This window comes from Nitrospira sp. M1 (assembly GCF_965152605.1).
In genome coordinates, this window is sequence record NZ_OZ224217.1 from 3,686,802 (window position 1) to 3,704,738 (window position 17,937).

The 17,937-nt window shown below is 53.3% G+C and carries 8 protein-coding genes; 2 read left to right on the forward strand and 6 right to left on the reverse strand.

Annotated elements, in window-relative coordinates; all coding sequences use genetic code 11:
• The first annotated feature begins 13 nt into the window (after nt 1–13).
• A complete protein-coding gene (locus ACWHX8_RS16665) occupies nt 14–8,281 on the forward strand; it encodes an autotransporter-associated beta strand repeat-containing protein (RefSeq protein WP_447969260.1) in 8,268 nt (2,755 codons plus the stop codon).
• 62 nt (nt 8,282–8,343) lie between these two features.
• Here ACWHX8_RS16665 and ACWHX8_RS16670 read toward each other — a convergent pair whose 3' ends face one another.
• The 3 genes from ACWHX8_RS16670 to ACWHX8_RS16680 form a co-directional block, all read right to left on the reverse strand.
• On the reverse strand, nt 8,344–9,213 hold the full coding sequence (locus tag ACWHX8_RS16670; protein WP_447969261.1) for an MOSC domain-containing protein: 870 nt from the start codon (nt 9,211–9,213) through the stop codon (nt 8,344–8,346).
• A gap of 173 nt (nt 9,214–9,386) precedes the next feature.
• Nucleotides 9,387–9,845, reverse strand: coding sequence for a group I truncated hemoglobin (locus ACWHX8_RS16675; protein WP_447969262.1), 459 nt, complete (start codon nt 9,843–9,845; stop codon nt 9,387–9,389).
• A gap of 131 nt (nt 9,846–9,976) precedes the next feature.
• The gene (locus tag ACWHX8_RS16680) at nt 9,977–10,219 is read right to left on the reverse strand and encodes a thioredoxin family protein (RefSeq protein WP_447969263.1); all 243 of its coding nucleotides are present in this window, start codon (nt 10,217–10,219) and stop codon (nt 9,977–9,979) included.
• A gap of 112 nt (nt 10,220–10,331) precedes the next feature.
• Here ACWHX8_RS16680 and ACWHX8_RS16685 point away from each other — a divergent pair, with 112 nt between their 5' ends.
• A complete protein-coding gene (locus ACWHX8_RS16685; RefSeq protein ID WP_447969264.1) occupies nt 10,332–10,916 on the forward strand; it encodes a MarR family winged helix-turn-helix transcriptional regulator in 585 nt (194 codons plus the stop codon).
• Between the two features lie 127 nt (nt 10,917–11,043).
• On the opposite strand, the gene ACWHX8_RS16690 is transcribed toward ACWHX8_RS16685, so the two are convergent.
• The 3 genes from ACWHX8_RS16690 to ACWHX8_RS16700 form a co-directional block, all read right to left on the reverse strand.
• Nucleotides 11,044–11,970, reverse strand: a complete 927-nt coding sequence (locus ACWHX8_RS16690) for a carboxypeptidase-like regulatory domain-containing protein (RefSeq protein ID WP_447969265.1) — start codon at nt 11,968–11,970, stop codon at nt 11,044–11,046.
• A gap of 124 nt (nt 11,971–12,094) precedes the next feature.
• On the reverse strand, nt 12,095–16,987 hold the full coding sequence (locus tag ACWHX8_RS16695; RefSeq protein WP_447969266.1) for a hypothetical protein: 4,893 nt from the start codon (nt 16,985–16,987) through the stop codon (nt 12,095–12,097).
• Between the two features lie 703 nt (nt 16,988–17,690).
• Nucleotides 17,691–17,936, reverse strand: coding sequence for a hypothetical protein (locus tag ACWHX8_RS16700; RefSeq protein ID WP_447969267.1), 246 nt, complete (start codon nt 17,934–17,936; stop codon nt 17,691–17,693).
• Nucleotide 17,937: the final 1 nt, after the last annotated feature.

Below are 17,937 nucleotides of genomic sequence, written 5' to 3' on the forward strand. Positions count from 1 at the left end.
AGCTGGGCAAGCATTGGGTGGTGATTTATTCATTGATGGAGTGACTCCTATTTGGGACGTCAGCACGAGTAATAACCTAACACTACCTGGATCCATAGCGGGTACCGGTGGTTTAAGTAAACAAGGGCTAGGCACTCTGACTCTTGGCGGCAATAACCCATTTACCGGCGACACCACCGTCTCCGCCGGGACCCTCCAACTCAGTGGGGCCGGCACCTTGGGGAGCGGCAGCGCTGTCACAATAGGCGGCAGTGGGATCTTAGACTTGAATGATGTGAACACCACCATTGGCTCGTTAGCCGGAGCCGGAGACGTCGACTTAGGCAGCGGCACCCTCTCTACCGGCGATGCCTCCAACACCTCCTTTACCGGCGCCTTGAGCGGCACCGGCGGCTTGACCAAACTCGGCACTGGCACCCTCTCCCTCGGCGGTGCCAACACCTATACCGGCGCCACCACCGTCTCTGCCGGGACCCTCCAACTCAGTGGCGCCGGCACCTTGGGGAGCGGCAGTGCGGTCACGATCGGCGGCAGTGGCCTATTAGACTTGAATGATGTGAGCATCACCATCGGCTCCTTAGCGGGAACGGGCACCGTCGACCTCGGCACCGGCACCCTCTCCGCTGGCGATGCCTCCAACACCACCTTTGCCGGCGTCCTCAATGGTACCGGCGGCTTGACCAAACTTGGCACCGGCACTCTCACCCTCGGCGGCACCAACACCTATACCGGCGGCACCACCGTCTCCGCCGGCATTCTCGAGGGCACCACAACGAGTCTTCAAGGCAATATTGCCAATACCGCTACCGTCACCTTCGATCAAGCGGGCGCCGGGACCTATAGCGATATCCTCAGCGGCATCGGCACACTCATTAAAGAAGGCACGGGCACGGTCACGTTGAGCGGCGCCAACACCTATACCGGCGCCACCACCGTCTCCGCCGGCACCCTCCAACTCAGTGGCGCCGGCACCTTGGGGAGCGGCAGTGCGGTCACGATCGGCGGCAGTGGCCTATTAGACTTAAACGACCTCAACACCACCATCGGCTCGCTCGCCGGCACCGGCACTGTCAGTTTAGGCAGCGGTACCCTCACGGTCGGCGATGCCACCTCGACCACCTTTACCGGGATCCTCAGTGAGACGGGCGGCCTGCTCAAGCAAGGCACCGGCACTCTCACCCTCGGCGGCGCCAACACCTATACCGGCGCCACCACCGTCTCCGCCGGCACCCTCCAACTCAGTGGCGCCGGCACCTTGGGGAGCGGCAGTGCGGTCACGATCGGCGGCAGTGGCCTATTAGACTTAAACGACCTCAACACCACCATCGGCTCGCTCGCCGGCACCGGCACTGTCAGTTTAGGCAGCGGTACCCTCACGGTCGGCGATGCCACCTCGACCACCTTTACCGGGATCCTCAGTGAGACGGGCGGCCTGCTCAAGCAAGGCACCGGCACTCTCACCCTCGGCGGCGCCAACACCTATACCGGCGCCACCACCGTCTCCGCCGGCACCCTCCAACTCAGTGGCGCCGGCACCTTGGGGAGTGGCAGCGCGGTCACGATCGGCGGCAGTGGCCTATTAGACTTAAACGACCTCAACACCACCATCGGCTCGCTCGCCGGCACCGGCACTGTCAGTTTAGGCAGCGGTACCCTCACGGTCGGCGATGCCACCTCGACCACCTTCACCGGGGTCCTCAGTGAGACGGGCGGCCTGCTCAAGCAAGGCACCGGCACTCTCACCCTCGGCGGCGCCAACACCTATACCGGCGACACCACCATCTCTGCCGGCACCTTGCAGCTCAGTGGGGCCGGCACCTTGGGCATCGGTAGTGCCCTCTCCGTCGGTGCCGGGGCCACGCTCGATTTGAATGACCTGAATGCCACCGTTAGCTCCTTGACTGGCGCTGGCACGGTGGACCTCGGCACCGGCACCCTCTCCGCTGGCGATGCCTCCAACACCACCTTCACTGGCGTCCTCAATGGCACCGGCGGCTTGACCAAACTCGGCACCGGCACTCTCACCCTCGGTGGCACCAACACCTATACCGGCGCCACCACCGTCTCTGCCGGCACCTTGCAGCTCAGTGGGGCCGGCACCTTGGGCGTCAGCAGTGCCCTCTCCGTCGGTGCCGGGGCCACGCTCGATTTGAATGACCTGAATGCCACCGTTAGCTCGTTGACTGGCGCTGGCACTGTCGACCTCGGCACCGGCACCCTCTCCGCTGGCGATGCCTCCAACACCACCTTCACTGGCGTCCTCAATGGTACCGGCGGCTTGACCAAACTCGACACCGGCACTCTCACCCTCGGCGGCACCAACACCTATACCGGCGCCACCACCGTCTCTGCCGGCACCCTCCAACTCAGTGGCACCGGCACCTTGGGCATCGGCAGTGCCCTCTCCGTCGGTGCCGGGGCTACGCTCGATTTGAATGACCTGAATGCCACCGTTAGCTCCTTGGCTGGCGCTGGCACCGTCGACCTCGGCACCGGCACCCTCTCCGCTGGCGATGCCTCCAACACCACCTTCACTGGCGTCCTCAATGGTACCGGCGGCTTGACCAAACTCGGTACTGGCACCCTCACCCTCGGCGGCGCTAATACCTATACCGGCGGCACCACCGTCTCCGCCGGCATTCTCGAGGGCACCACAACGAGTCTTCAAGGCGATATTGCCAATACCGCTACCGTCACCTTCGATCAAGCGGGCGCCGGGACCTATAGCGATATCCTCAGCGGCATCGGCACACTCATTAAAGAAGGCACGGGCACGGTCACGTTGAGCGGCGCCAACACCTATACCGGCGCCACCACCCTCACCGGCGGCACCCTCCAGCTCAGTGGCGCCGGCACCTTGGGGAGCGGCAGTGCAGTCACAATAGGCGGCAGTGGGATCTTAGACTTGAATGATGTGAGCACCACCATTGGCTCGTTAGCCGGAGCCGGGGACGTCGACTTAGGCACCGGCACCCTTTCCACCGGCGAGGCCTCCAACACCACCTTCACTGGCATCTTTAATGGCACCGGCGGCTTGACCAAACTCGGCACCGGCACTCTCACCCTCAGCGGCGCCAACACCTATACCGGCGCCACCACCGTCTCCGCCGGCACCCTCCAACTCAGTGGCGCCGGCACCTTGGGGAGTGGCAGCGCGGTCACGATCGGCGGCAGTGGCCTATTAGACTTAAACGACCTCAACACCACCATCGGCTCGCTCGCCGGCACCGGCACTGTCAGTTTAGGCAGCGGTACCCTCACGGTCGGCGATGCCACCTCGACCACCTTCACCGGGGTCCTCAGTGAGACGGGCGGCCTGCTCAAGCAAGGCACCGGCACTCTCACCCTCGGCGGCGCCAACACCTATACCGGCGACACCACCATCTCTGCCGGCACCTTGCAGCTCAGTGGGGCCGGCACCTTGGGCATCGGTAGTGCCCTCTCCGTCGGTGCCGGGGCCACGCTCGATTTGAATGACCTGAATGCCACCGTTAGCTCCTTGGCTGGTGCTGGCACGGTGGACCTCGGCAGCGGCACCCTCTCCACAGGCGATGCCTCCAACACTACATTTGCCGGCACCTTGAGCGGCACCGGCGGCTTGACCAAACTCGGCACCGGCACCCTCTCCCTCGGTGGCGCCAACACCTATACCGGCGGCACCACCCTCTCTGCCGGCACCCTCCAGCTCAGTGGGGCCGGTACGCTGGGCACGGGCAGTGCTGTGGCCCTCGGCGCCGGCACCACGCTGGACTTAAACGACCTCAATACCACCATCGGTTCCTTGGCCGGGGCCGGCACCGTCGACTTAGGCAGCGGCACCCTCTCCACAGGCGATGCCTCCAACACCACATTTGCCGGCACCTTGAGCGGCACCGGCGGCTTGACCAAACTCGGCACCGGCACCCTCTCCCTCGGTGGCGCCAACACCTATACCGGCGGCACCACCCTCTCTGCCGGCACCCTCCAGCTCAGTGGGGCCGGTACGCTGGGCACGGGCAGTGCTGTGGCCCTCGGCGCCGGCACCACGCTGGACTTAAACGACTTCAATACCACCATCGGCTCCTTGGCTGGGGCCGGCACCGTCGACTTAGGCAACGGCACCCTCTCTACCGGCGATGCCTCCAACACCACCTTTGCCGGCGTCCTCACCGGCACGGGCGGCTTGACCAAACTTGGCGCCGGTACCCTCACCCTTGACGGCACCAACACCTATACCGGCGGCACCACCGTCTCCGCCGGCATTCTCGAGGGCACCACAACGAGTCTCCAAGGCGATATTGCCAATACCGCTACTGTCACCTTCGATCAAGCAGGCTCGGGCACCTATAGTGATGTGCTCAGCGGGACAGGGGCACTCATCAAAGAAGGCGTGGGTACCGTGACCTTGAGTGGTGCCAATACCTATACCGGGGACACCATGCTAACGGCTGGCACCTTGCAACTAGCAGGCACAGGTACTCTGGGCGTCGGCAGTGCACTCTCTCTGGGGGCCGGGACGACCTTGGATTTGAATGACCTCAATGCCACCGTTAGCTCCTTGGCTGGTGCCGGCACCGTCGACCTCGGCACCGGCACCCTCTCCGCTGGCGATGCCTCCAACACCACCTTCACCGGCGTCCTCAATGGCACCGGCGGCTTGACCAAACTCGGCGCCGGCACCCTCTCCCTCGGCGGCGCCAATACCTATACCGGCAGGACGGCAATCAATGACGGCACCTTACAACTAGCAGGAGCTGGTACCTTGGGCGTCGGCAGCGCCCTCTCCGTCGGTGCGGGGGCGACCTTCGACTTAAACGATGTCAGCACCACCATTGGCTCACTCACCGGCACCGGCACTGTCAGTTTAGGCAGCGGTACCCTCACGGTCGGCGATGCCACTTCGACCACCTTTACCGGGACCGTCAGTGAGACGGGCGGCCTGCTCAAGCAAGGTGCCGGCACCCTCACCCTCAGCGGCGCCAACACCTATACCGGCGCCACCACCCTCACCGCCGGCACCCTCCAACTCAGTGGCACCGGCACCTTGGGCATCGGCAGTGCCCTCTCCGTCGGTGCCGGGGCCACGCTCGATTTGAATGACCTGAATGCCACCGTTAGCTCCTTGGCTGGCGCTGGCACGGTGGACCTCGGCAGCGGCACCCTCTCCGCTGGCGATGCCACCGACACCACCTTTGCCGGCGTCCTCACCGGCACGGGTGGCTTGACCAAACTCGGCGCCGGCACCCTCACCCTTGACGGCGCTAACACCTATACCGGCGCCACCACCCTCACCAGCGGCACCCTCCAGCTCAGCGGCACCGGCACGCTGGGCACGGGCAGTGCTGTGGCCCTCGGCGCCGGCACCACGCTGGACTTAAACGACCTCAATGCCACCATCGGCTCCTTGGCCGGGGACGGCACCGTCGACTTAGGCACCGGCACCCTCTCCACCGGCGATGCCACCGACACCACCTTTGCCGGCGTCCTCACCGGCACGGGCGGCTTGACCAAACTCGGCACCGGCACTCTCACCCTTGACGACGCCAACACCTATACCGGCGCCACCACCCTCACCGGCGGCACCCTCCAGCTCAGCGGCACCGGCACGCTGGGCACGGGCAGTGCTGTGGCCCTCGGCGCCGGCACCACGCTGGACTTAAACGACCTCAATGCCACCATCGGTTCCTTAGCCGGGGCCGGCACCGTCGACTTAGGCACCAGCACCCTCTCCACCGGCGATGCCACCAACACCACCTTTGCCGGCGTCCTCACCGGCACGGGCGGCTTGAGCAAACTCGGCACCGGCACTCTCACCCTCGGCGGCACCAACACCTATACCGGCGCCACCACCCTCACCGGCGGCACCCTCCAGCTCAGCGGCACCGGCACGCTGGGCACGGGCAGTGCTGTGGCCATCGGCGCCGGCACCACGCTGGACTTAAACGACTTCAATACCACCATCGGCTCATTGGCCGGGGCCGGCACCGTCGACTTAGGCAGCGGCACCCTCTCTACCGGCGATGCCACCGACACCACCTTTGCCGGCGTCCTCAGCGGCACCGGTGGCTTGACCAAACTCGGCGCCGGTACCCTCACCCTTGACGGCACCAACACCTATACCGGCGGCACCACCGTCACGACGGGCATTCTCGAAGGCACCACCTCCAGTCTCCAAGGCGATATTGCTAATGCTGCTACCGTCACCTTCGATCAAGCGGGCTCGGGCACCTATAGTGATGTGCTTAGCGGGACAGGGACACTCATCAAAGAAGGCGTGGGTACCGTGACCTTGAGTGGTGCGAATACCTATACCGGGGACACCACGCTCACCGGCGGCACCTTACAACTAGCAGGAGCCGGTACCTTGGGAGTCGGCAGTGCCCTCTCTCTGGGGGCCGGGACAACCTTGGATTTGAATGACCTCAATGCCTCCGTCGCCTCCTTGGCCGGCGCCGGCACTGTCGACCTTGGCAGCGGCACTCTCTCCGCGGGTGACGCCACCGACACTGCCTTCACCGGCGTCCTCACTGGCACCGGCGGCTTGACCAAACTCGGCCCTGGCACCATGACGCTAGGAGGCGCCAATACCTACACTGGTGCCACGACGGTCAATGCAGGGATATTAGAAGTCACTGGTGCGATAGCAGGAAATACAACGGTCACCTCTGGAGGGACGTTGTCTGGATCAGGTCAAACGGGCAATATCATTAACCAAGGGACCCTTTCTCCTGGAAGTGGAATTGGCACGCTTACGGTGAACGGGAACTATACCAATAATCCCAATAGCACACTTGCAATAGATATTAATGGAAACGGGAGTGGGGATCTGGTTGATGTCTCAGGAACCGTGACCATCAATGGAGGAACCGTACAGGTCGAACCCGCACCTGGCGCTTATCATCATGAAGAAACGTATACACTGGTCACCGGCGATGGTGGAGTCGCTGGTAGCTTTGATTCCGTGTCGATGAATCATCCAAATTTCACACCGAATCTTAGTCAGAACGGGAATGATGTGATTCTCACATTACGCCGTACCAGCACGAACTTTCAAAACAATGCCAGATCAAGCAATCAACAGGCAATTGCCCTGGCATTGGATGCCAATAGCTCACAGGCTACAGGAGATTTTGACGAAGTCATCGCTCAACTGATGAGCGTCCCAGATGAGTCAGCACAAAATGCCTACACGCAAATCACAAGTGGCGCAGAAGCAGAAGGAACTCTTGCAACTCCCCTTCACACATCCAACAATCAATTTCTTCGAGCGATGGCGATCCGACCAGCCAACATGCTCCGCGCGCCCCTCTCCAGTGGCTTGGTTGGGAGAACAATGGGAAGCCTTGCATTTACCGGATCTCCTCTGGAGATGGAGAATAGCTTGCAAGACCTCTCGAATGCATTTATGAATTCCAACTTCCAACCAGGTGTAGGAACAAATCATGAAATGCATTGGGAGCCTGGGGTCTGGATGCAAGGCACTGGGATATATGGGAAAAGCAAACGTGATAGCAATACGACAGGATTTCACTATCAATCCGGCGGAGGCATGCTCGGATTTGATCGCCGAATCGGCTCCAGATCTCTGATCGGAATGAATGTGGGTTTCTCAAAAACCTACGTAAACTTAGATGGTATTTCTAACAAGAATCGAGTGAATACCTACCTTGTCGGCCTATACGCTAGTCATATGCAAAAGCCATTTTACGCAGATATTGCCAGCACCTTCGGGTACCTGAAAACTAAAACCAATCGTGGTCTTACCTTCGGATCGATCAATCGTCGAGCCAAGGCTCAGACAGACGGCTATCAATTTTCAGGATATCTTGAGGTCGGCAGTCGTCATTCATGGCGCAATACATTCATAGATCTAGATATCCAACCATTGACCTCTGTGTCCTATAGCTACCTGTCTCAGGACGGATATACTGAAACTGGAGCCCAAGCGCTTAATCTGACAGTGGGGAAATCCAAGACGAAATCGCTTCGCCCGTCTCTCGGTCTTCGAGTGGCTGGCGTGATGGCCTCTGGTCTGAACTTTGAAATTGTTCCAGAGGTATGGGGTCGGTGGAGTTACGAAATGCTTAACACTGATCGAATCGTCGATGCTAACTTTGCACAAAATCCTAACGTCCGTTTTTCAGTTGAAGGCTTTAAACCTAACCGAAGTCGTGGACTATTAGGAGCAGGACTAACTGCGGAAGTTTTAAAGAAACAGATTTTGAGTTTGAATTATTTTGCACAATTGAGTCAGAACATGACGACACATGGGGTCACCCTGGATTGGCGGCTCATTTTTTAAATTCAGGTCCTTCGATGATCAGACGGGCCAAGTCATCGGAAGAGGCTGAATGTCATTGGCATTCAGTCTTCAAGCATGATCCCATCACCAGGTCGAATGGTCCCTCCCTGCAAGACTGAGGCATATACTCCGACATTCCCTTGATTCTGCTTGAGAGCCGTACGCAGGATACCGGGGTCTTTGGGAAGATCACCCTGCGATAAGGTTGTCATGACGCAACGAGCACATGGTCCGGATATTTTCAGGCGAACACTGTCTCCAACGGCAAGGGTGTGGCCAATCCATGCATTTTCTGCAAATCCCTTGGTCTCATCCGTCGTTTCGATCATGAGATTTGGCCGAAAACGTGGTATGACTAACTGTCCATCAGGATAGCTCTCATGAAGTTGAGAGAGCGTGGCGGTTGTAAGAATATGAATCATGGCCGCGTCAAAAAATGTTCCTTGAGGAAGCGTAAAATCGGTCACAGTATCGCGATGATCGCGACCATCAACATCAGGCCAATATTCCTCAGAATTGGCAATCCAAGAAGCAGGAAGGGGCGATCGTACACCTTTCACCACACCATTCTCAGTCGCCGCTAACATGACCTCGCGATTGAGTACCTGGGAAAGTTTGTCGTCGACATCATCTCGCTCACTAGTCAGCATGGTTCCATCTGGCAATGTGATATGAACCGGAGACACGTGGTCAGCCGCATTCATGGCATCATGGAATGCAGCCTGAAACGTAAACAATGTCGGCCATTTCCTCGGGTTTTTGGCTGTGGCAATCTTGCCGTCTGAACGATCCAAAATGGCATAGGACCGGTCACCGAATATCCCACGTTCGTTCACCTGAGCGAGGGATAAAGTTTCCCCCATCATCGACTTCACCGGGTATCGCCACACTGACGCAATGCGTCCAATCTCAGCATATGTTGGATGAGTCAATTTCAACGCTCCTTATCTAACAGCCAGTAATTTTTCCGCAGCAGTCTTTCCAGAACATTTCCTATGAACAGTCGCGTTCTAACACAAAATGGCAATGAACGAAATGGCTCCCTGCCAAGATGAAGTCCATCTCGCAAGGAGCCAAGCGTCGCACTCAAATGCAGGAATAGCCGTTACGGTAATTCGACGATATCAGACTTCATCGACCCTAGAAGACCAAGTAATTCCTTCTGCTCTGCTTGGGGAACCTTGAAAGTATCGAGTGCAGCAATTAAATCTTCGACCATTGCGTTAAAATCGGCGTTGGTGATACGCATTCCCTTGTGCATCGTTACCATATCTCTGCCTGTGTAGGTACAGGGACCTCCAGTCGCCATGCATACTTGATCCACAAGGTGCCCTTTTAATCGTGGAATATCTGTTGTGGCAAATCGGCCATTAATCCGATTATCGTTGGCCACATTCCCCACAAATTCATCGATGACCGCTGTAATAGCGGGTTTCTGCCCTAACCGATCATATAACGACGCAGATGTCTTTCCGACTGGAGGTTCAACCGTCGAACAGGCCGCTGCGGTTATCAAGAGACTAGCAGCTAATCCCATATATATTGATTTCACGAATGAACGCATTCTCATTATCTCCTTCTTTCTTGGCGTATACATTTGACTCTGCCCTAAGTCACCGACCCAGGGCAGAGTCAACGGTTAAGTAAGCGAAACACCTCACGACGTACAAACCGTGCATCGAACATCGTTGTTCGTCAAGAAGCCCCCTTCACGTCAGCCATGGATGCCCCGAAGTTAATGTGAAACACCTGGTTGTCTAACAGCAACGCTGGAACGGATTTCACTCCAGCCGCTTCAGCTTCAGCCACACGATTGGGATGTTCAGCAAAATGGATGACCTCCAGGTCATATTGCTTGCGGTCAAGCGCTTGCGCCACCATGCCTTCGGCCTCGACACACACGGGACACCCTGCGTGATAGAAAATAGCTTTTTTCATTGCGACTCTCCTTGTAGTTAAAGTAAATTATTAGTATTGACTCGATACCAATATGAGTATTGCAGAATAGTTTTCATTTGTCAAATATGTATCGAGGCGATACAATCAACATATGAGCGCACCTGAAGTTCACGATATATTAGAGCGATTATGTAACCTCTTACGGATGGAAATGAGGACGTATGGCTTGAAATTTGGATTGCAACCCGTCCAAATCGAAGCCTTGACGTATCTCACGCAATGCAATCGCTATTCAGATACGCCCCAGGCTGTCACAGAATATCTAGGCTTAACAAAGGGAACAGTCTCTCAATCACTGAAGGTCTTAGAGCAGAAGGGCTTATTGCGTAAGCAACAAGATCGACAGGATAAACGGATGGTGCATCTGACGCCCACCACAAAAGGGAAAAAGTTTATTGAGCAATCTATTCCGGCGAAAGGGCTGGAAACCGCATTGGAGACAGCCCATTCGTTCAATCTTCATGAACTTAAAGAGGTCCTTCGAGGAATCTTACGCGGAATGCAGCGTACCAATAAACGCAAGACCTTCGCCGCCTGCCATACGTGCCGCTTTAACGAACAGCACCAAGGAGGCTATGTCTGCGGATTAACGCGTGAACCATTAAGTAAACAGGAAATTCAATTGATCTGCCGTGAACATCAATTCCCAGAATTAGAGCAAACGAACGGAGCCTGAGGGTCCATGACTTTCTAGCAATAGTTCTCCAATATTAGTCGAGCAGACAGATAGACGGTCGCTTCTCCGCACCTTCGAAAAGACCAGGAAGAAAGACAAAACCTAAACGCTGTTAAAGCCTACGCTGTTACGAAGTTTGTTGAAGGCGCAATGATGGCTCAATTTCTACGTCGTCACCCAGCATTTCCAGTCCAAAATGTGGATTTTCATGCATTTCATGAACACTTCTTCGACCCTTGGGCGCTTCATATACGAACTGTTCCGTGATTACTTCTTTCTGCTTTACGGTGACGTTTTTCCTCAAATATGTTTTGGTGCCAGCATGCCATGCGGTCAGCGTGTAGTCTCCGGGAGGCACATTCGTAATTTCGAACCGACCATCTTCTTTCGTGATGGCATAATACGGATTGTCCACAACGACGCCCCAAGAAAACATGTACGGATGAAACCCGCATTGCATGACAAAAATATCTCGTTCTTTTGTTAAGTGAATGTTTTCAATCATGGGTGTACCGGGTAAATGTTTGTGACTATGGAGTGCGTCAAAGACTTTGTGAAACGGATTCATCGGGAGTGGGCGATTGAATAACACACGGGCGCCGCGCACACGAGCCGTTTCATATCCCTGAATATCATGTTGCACAGGATCCATATTCATAACCTGTATTTCATCCTGGTCACGTAAGACATTGACAAAAGGAAAGAAGTCGCAATCCTTGGCTTCAATCTTGACTTTAGGCAATTCAAAAGACTTACCTTTTTTAATACCTGCAATCATCACGACTACATCTTTGAGCCCACCCTCAGGGTTCACGATAAAATCTTCTACAATCCGCCAGCCGGTTCCGGTAGAAATTCGTCCACAATAGACGGGGTCAGGAATCGTAACCAGGTTGAACGCCATCGGTTTTGGAGAGTCCCCTATCAACGTCACCTTACCTTGGATGGTACCTCCCTGTTCCACAACCATTTCTTCATATGACCACACTTGAGGAATCGATATCCACAAGATGACAACTATACTGAGACTATACGGAAGCAATCGTTTTTTCATGATCAAATCCTTCACTCGATAAACCTTCCCACCAGCTTTCATTTCTTTTCACTGAACAGCTTTACTCGTGGGAAAGTTCCTCGTTCTATTAGTTTCATCATGTCTTGCGAACAAGACCTTGAAGTTATTTCAATTTCACCGGGTTCATAAGGGATGCGGATTTCTTCCTTTCATCCATATGGGCTTCTTTCATGTTCGTCGTCTTCCCCTCTTGCAAAGGAAGAATCCGCTGGTCTCCTTCTGGCAACACGCGGAAGTACCCCCATTGACCGGACTGAGCATATGGAAGCCGCTGATTATTCCAAATATAATCGCCAGGTAAGGCATATGGACCGCCGGCTGCAGGGATAAAGGCATCGATATGCTCTGATCCTCCAAATTCCACAACACTAATTAAGTCTGCACCCGGCATGAATGGCTCGATTGGCCATTCATGTTTCTCAAGACTAAACATTCCATTTTGTTCGCTACTCGCCCCAAACACATGAATCCGAACTGAATCGCCAGCATGAGCCTCGATTAACGGCGTAACCGGGTCCTGAGGATTATCCGCGTCACAGGGTTGAAACATTCGACCCAGCGTACAACCATGTTCTTCACGATGCAGGTATGGCTCTGAACGATAATTCACTCCCGTCATCCCTGCCACGTTTTGCACATATGGCATGAAACTAGTCCCGATAATGTTATCTTCATCTTGAAAAAATAATGCCACATCCCGATAGTTCTTTCGATGCTCATTCTCTGAGATACTTCGATCAATTAAGACATCAGCTTCCCAACTATTTTTCAAACTAATGTCAGCTCCTGTCTTAGGATCTCGATACACCGACCCTTTGGGCCCGATAATAATTGCCCCAAACAAACCGTCTCTGGGATTCAACATCATATTACCGCCATCCCATACGAGTGCAGCAACTTCCCCATGCGATGGATCGGCATAATAGGTATACACTCGACTCTCTCCAGGACCAACAGTTTGATCACCTGGATTCCTTCCCAGATTCAGACCCAACGAATCCTTCGGATCAAAGGCTAACGCAAAAGCTGAAAATGACGCACGGCTTGACTTCATCTTATTCGTCAGATGCACCACAATACAGTCACCAATATTGGCCCTCACGGTCAATGGCATAGGCTGAAATCCATCAGCGATTTTCGTAACCTCTTCTTCCAATATATACACTTTTCCATTCGGATTCTGAAGATCGATGGTTCGTTCAAAATCTACTTCAATAGACTCAGGGACTTGCGTGTTAAAATTCATCGTAGGATGATCAATAGCCACTACCTTAAACTCCTTCTTGGGAGCATCGGAAGGACAAACAGGTAATGGCGCCTTCGGTCCTTCCAGCTCTCCTAAGCCTCTTGGCAATGCCATTAAGTCATCTTGCTGTTCATCGAAAACCCGGAAGATACCCCAGGAACCTTCAGACAGTTTCGATGACCGACCATTGAAATACAAGAAATCGCCCGGTTGCCGTCTCGGTCCTCCCGCTTCTGGAACCACTAGATCATACCGCTCAGCAATGCCGACGTGAATCGAATTTTTTCTATTCGCATCACCGGCATATCTTTCACTTAAAAATGAATGCCCTGCGACGGTAAAGACATGTGTTTCATTCATTAACGACTCAACCAACCGAAAGACGAGAGTGTCTCCCGTATACGCTCGAAGAAGTGGAGTACTCGGGTCTCCATGAACCACACTGCTAAAAATTTTCGAAGGATCAGGATTGACTGCCAATCGTAACGCAATTGGTTCAGTTCTAAAGTCAATCCCGCTTCCTGTGGTGTGCGTACCCCCATTTAAGAAAGGCATGGGAGACATATAAAGATCATCAGGCATTTGAAAAGACACGGTTTTCCCAGCCTCCAAAGCCACCTCGATCGGTTGTCCAGGAGGATTGCCTGCCGTAACGATATTGACCGAATGGGGAACCGTATCATGCATTTGAACGGCTAACTCTCGAAAACTCTTATTCACTCCATACCCAATGGGTTCTGTGGTATGGATATCAGCGATGGGACCGGTTCGGATAGGCTTTCCAGTCTTGGGGTCATGATACGTGGCCCCCACCGGTTCAACCAATAATGAACAAAATCCCCCATGCGGCCATGTCGTGGCACCGAACGCATGATCATGACAAAAGACGGTGCCTACGTCAGCATCGAGCCAAAACCGTTGGCGAACAAACTCTACCGTCACAATATCCTTTTCTGGATGATCATGCTCCAGCGGTTGAAAAAAGGTAATGGATTGACCTTTAATCTTTTGAATTCGGCGGATTTCATTTCCTTTCACATTATCAGCCCCAACCAAGAGCAATGTATTTTCATGATATTGTGCGGCATTTGAGACGCGAATCGATTGCTCGCCTTTCTTTGCTGATTCAAGCAGAACGGCATTCATGGGAACAGGTAATCCCTTCTTTAACGGCTTTTCTAGCATGGTGAAGGGACGCACCGATTGTTCGTACGACATTCCCGTAATGACTCCGTCGGACGACTGCGTATCGAATTGTACGAAATGAAAATGCGTATTGATTTTCGATGATTGAAAATTCGTAAAATCGTCATCTTCCCATTCACTCGTTAAGACATAATCTAAGCAATCATAAATATTCGCTCGAAAGACCAACGGAAGCTTCAGGTCGTTATTGGCACGAATCGCTTCCTCTTCTTCATGCGCTACAAAGATGAGACCTTTGGGGTCAATGACCGACTCTTCATCACCTTGTTTCGCCGTCATTTCAATTGGGGTTTCGATAAAATGGACATTGTAATAGGCTTGTCTGGCATTATCCGGGCAGAGACTCCACCGGCCATTTTCTCCGGGTTTAGCCGGTTGTGTAGACGGGTTACCATTCCCATCTCGTCGTATAGGTTCCAGCCAGGGAGCAGGATTATGATCAGGCGAAAATGGTACACGCTTCCCAAAATGAGGAGACATATGCGGCCACGCGAGCTTTCCAGTAATCGGATCAAAGAATAACGCCCGCCGCTTGCCTGGAGTCTTTGATTTATATTTTGGATTTTCGATTGTACTTTCTTTTTCTGCTAAGGCCGTCATGCCATCCCAGGTCCAGTCCCAAACCGATGCATCATAGGCCATAATCTGCCCACGCTCATCGTCAGTATGTCCAGGTTGACCTGGCGTCGGCAACTGCATCGACACCCAATCTTTGAGAGTCACAATGACAGGATCTGCATTCCACTTGCTCTTGCCTTTTTCGATGATTTTGAATTTCTTACCAAACCAATCAAGCGTTTCCCCTACCAGTTTGTCAGATGGTACGGCTTGACGCATGCGACCACGACGGTCAGGCAATTCTTCCAATTTCGGCATGACGTCCGTATGCACCTCAGCTGTTTGCAATGTATTATAGACCCGCCAATATCCCCACATCCCTGCGACATAATGATGGGCGACGTGACAATGATAGAGAAAGTCGCCGGCTCCTTGCTGACAGAGGCCGGACCCGCATTCCGTTTCCAAATCCAGTGCCTCGGCTGGCCCAATAACTTCGGTATCGACACGATCGGACTTGGTCCGTATAACAGGAAACTTTACCGGACCATTTTTCGCTTTGTGCCACAGAGGCATTTCATCAGTCGCCCGTGGACTTCGTGCCCAACGAATCGATCCTCCATGTGGATGGTGAGAATGAAAGATTTCTGACCCTCCATGAATCAGCCGCCATTTTGCCGGATCGCCTAAATAACTCCGTGGAATTGGCGTCGGAGCGTCGCCAAAGGTATAGGAACTGTAACCTAACGACTCATCTTCAAAACCAAAATATTCATGTTGTAAATGCATAAAATTAATACCGAATGGTTCACTTCGGTAATTTAATGCACGGGCTCCCGGGCGATAGACATCTGTCAATGGGTCACGCTGCGGAAGAAAGTCTCCATGTTTATTCACTGGTCGAAACGCTTCATCTCCCACCTCATGATAGATGACGACAAATTCTCTAAAATCAGGGCCATTGGCATTATCAATCATCGCTTGCCAGCCACTCTGGAGACGAGAATCCTCGCCTTCTTTGACTGCTGGTAAATATTTCGCCCCCTTCGGTTCAACTATCAAAGCCCCAAACAATCCCATGACTGTCAGTTCTCGATCATTACTATAACTATGAAATTGACGCCCTCCCTCTTGCGTATCCGGATGGATATACCATTCCAGATCAATGCCTTCGCCTTCTTCCGCCACACCATCAGGGTTCGTGGTCGTGGCTGGTTGCCCCGTATCCGAAACAATCATGCTCGATCCATGAATATGAAAACTCACGTCTTCACCAAATTCCAATTTATTCCGTAACTTCACTCTTAGACAATCACCTTGATTGGCTCGGATAACCAACGGCTGAATCCACCCGGTCTGCAACCCATTCGTCACCGCCCCCGTGGGAAATCCCTCCGTTTCGCGGGCCGCAGCATTGGACTTTTCTTCTTGACGAACCTTTTCAATATTTTCGGTGAGGACATACATATAACCAGGATAATAATCCAGCCATTGATTCAAGGTGATCTCAACATCGATTGCTGAGATATCAAAAGCTGTGACTGGGGCACTAGGCGGACATCGACCCGCCAGCCTTGAGACTGGTTCAGACTTACTATCTGAGGCAAGAAGATAATCCTGTCCACCAGCTCCATACTGATGCAACATGGAGGTCGTATTGTACGAACCATCCGCGCGAGGAGATGTCATATCCATTTGCATCTGATGGTTCATTTGATTCATCAACCGTTGATGTTGGCGGTCAACCTTTGCGGCTCGATCTGGTCGACCCTCCATTGAATCCTCAACAATCGTTTGTCCTTTGAGTCGTTCAACCCAATCATTCGTAACCGTTGACACTGGTTTGATAGCAGAAGCATGCGTTTCTGTATCTGGATGATCAGACGCAAAACTCATATCTCCAGAAACAATGAATGCGCTCATTCCTGCCAATAGAAATGCCAGTCGTCCGCACCAGGTACGTAGGAATCCCTCAAACCAAGGCATTGCTTGACCCTCCTAAAAATAAGTGTGTTACGCTGTATAAAAATTCTTACACTTCATCGTCATGCGAAAATTTCTTTGACGACAACATTGGTACAGATAAGCAGTTTCAGCCGGACTCTCGTTCACTCTCTGCATGCTTTACGCCAAAAAACATATTCGCACTACACCGATGATTCCTCCGAAAATACACACATTTCCCTGTATATATAATTTCGCAATCTTATAACGCGACATATTCCACGGAATATCTCACGAAATTGCGCGGCGGAATACAATCACTCAACCACGCTACCTCGCGGAAATAGTTTCTCTCGTCGTGCAAGGGAAAAGAAGGAAAGACAGAAAGACTCACACTATGTGAGACAAGAAAATTAGACCCATGTGGAGTTTTGAGACAATATTTTCTAGCAAATTGCAGCTGAGAACCCTAGGGCATTACCCTCGTAAACTCGCGATACTGACGCACGCGAATACCACAAAACAAACGGATTGATACACAATTAGGACGGTTAGAGTAAGAGAGGTTTTCGTAAAACAGAACTTTTATTGAAAATGGTAAATAGGAAAGAATGTTGAGAAGTGACAAATATCTATTATGAACATGCCCAAATTGGTGGATTCCAATTTGGGCATGCTTAAAAAATGATGAGCTTCAGAAAAGCCTTATGCCTGCAGCACTGTGGCTCGTAATCTCTACTCGTATCTATATGCTGACTTCTTTCTTATCCAGAGCCATCACTTTCCTGACGGAAATTCCCTTTGTAATTCTCATACGGGCTTTATCATAAATCGGTGCCGGTGTAGATTTTCTGTTTTGAGCAATCATGGGGTCAAGGACTTCTCCGCAGTTGAGACATCGCCAGGCCTTAATAAATATTTCTCCCGATTCATTCATATGATCCATCAATATTTGTTTTTCCATGAATCCAGCACATCGTCGACAGTTCATG